General features: G+C 35.4%; 1 protein-coding gene. It reads left to right on the forward strand.

The genetic code is table 11. The features are described 5' to 3' along the window. Positions 1-246 precede the first annotated feature (246 nt). Positions 247-1,410 carry an IS110 family RNA-guided transposase gene (locus EDD66_RS18250; protein ID WP_123611028.1) on the forward strand — a complete coding sequence of 388 codons (1,164 nt, stop codon included), beginning with the start codon at positions 247-249 and terminating at the stop codon, positions 1,408-1,410. The last annotated feature ends 131 nt before the right edge of the window (positions 1,411-1,541 follow it).

A 1,541-nucleotide genomic window follows, 5' to 3' on the forward strand; every position in this document is an offset into this window, starting at 1 on the left:
CCTTGTATGATGTATTTATACTGAAATACATCAATACGCTCCTTTCTCAATTTTGTTATAATTAATAGTAACACTGTGGACTTTTTATAAAACCCTATAGCTTTGACTATTTGCAGGAGTGTATTGCCACAGTTTTATCTGAATCATTTATAGTTGGATAAGTCTTTGAACTTTCATGTCACGCAAGTTTATGATGATAAAACTAGGTGGACAAACACAGTGATTATTTACAAAGGAGTTGGTCTTATGATTTATGTTGGCATTGATATCGCCAAGCAAACCCACTATGCATCCATCATGAACTCTGATGGTGAAATCCTCGTAGATCCATTTGCTTTTTCTAATGATCACAACGGGTTTCAAAACTTGCTTAAACACCTTGTTCCTTTTTTTAAGGAAGAAACTTTTATTGGCATGGAATCTACCGCTCATTATGCGGAAAACCTTACCAGTTTTCTTTTTACAAGAGGCTTTCAGGTTTGTATTATTAATCCCATCCAAACTTCCTCTCTTAGGAAATCTAACATCCGCAAAACCAAAACTGATTCTCTGGATACTTATCTTATCATCAAGGCTCTGACCTTAAATCACTATCGTTTATTTTCGGAACGTGACTACGATTCTCTGCAATTAAAAAACCTTTGTCGCTTCCGTCAAAAACTTATGAAGGCAAGGACAAAGGTGAAAATTCAACTTGTGACTTATGTGGATTTATTATTTCCTGAACTCCAGTATTTCTTCAAATCTGGTATTCATGGAAAAACCTGTTATGCTCTGTTAAAAGAGCAACCAAATCCCGACAGAATTGCGAAAATGCATCTCACAAGGCTTACCAACCTTTTATCTAAGTCCTCTCACGGACACTTTAACCAGTCTAATGCTGTACGTTTAAAAGAGCTTGCATCACAATCTGTCGGTATAAAAAATTCTACACTATCTTTGCAGATTTTGCAATCTATACAGCAGATTGAGATGTATACTGAACAGCTTGCCGAAGTTGAATCATCAATTCAAGAAGTCATGAATAAGATGAATTCCGTCATTAAAACCATTCCTGGCATCGGCTCGCTTAATGGTGCAATGATTATTGGCGAAATCGGTGATATCACTCGTTTTGAAAAACCTTGTCAACTTCTTGCCTATGCTGGTTTAGATCCTTCCGTGTATCAATCTGGTAACTTCAATGCTGCAAGAACAAGAATGTCCAAACGAGGCTCTAAACTACTCCGTTATGCATTAATCAATGCTGCATGGCAAGCAACCTTAGTTAATCAAACATTCAAAGATTATTATGATTTGAAAATATCACAGGGACGCCGACATTACAATGCTCTAGGGCACGTAGCACATAAATTGGTTCGTGTCATTCATAAAATGATGACTGATAATGTCTCATTTAATTTATCATAGACTTACCTATCAACTATATTTAATTTTTAGAAAGCACCTTTTGATGCTTTGTTTACTATACACTTTTTTAGTTCAAAGATTCTTGAAAAAACTTTAATTTTTCTATTGACTATTCATAGTTGGTCTCCTGT

It is taken from the genome of Mobilisporobacter senegalensis, assembly GCF_003752155.1.
In the GTDB taxonomy this organism is placed as follows: Bacteria; Bacillota; Clostridia; order Lachnospirales; family Lachnospiraceae; genus Mobilisporobacter; species Mobilisporobacter senegalensis.

What these genes read in the sequence shown, in the direction of transcription:
- EDD66_RS18250 (WP_123611028.1), top strand. Translation starts at nt 247, where the DNA reads ATGATTTATGTTGGCATTGATATCGCCAAGCAAACCCACTATGCATCC.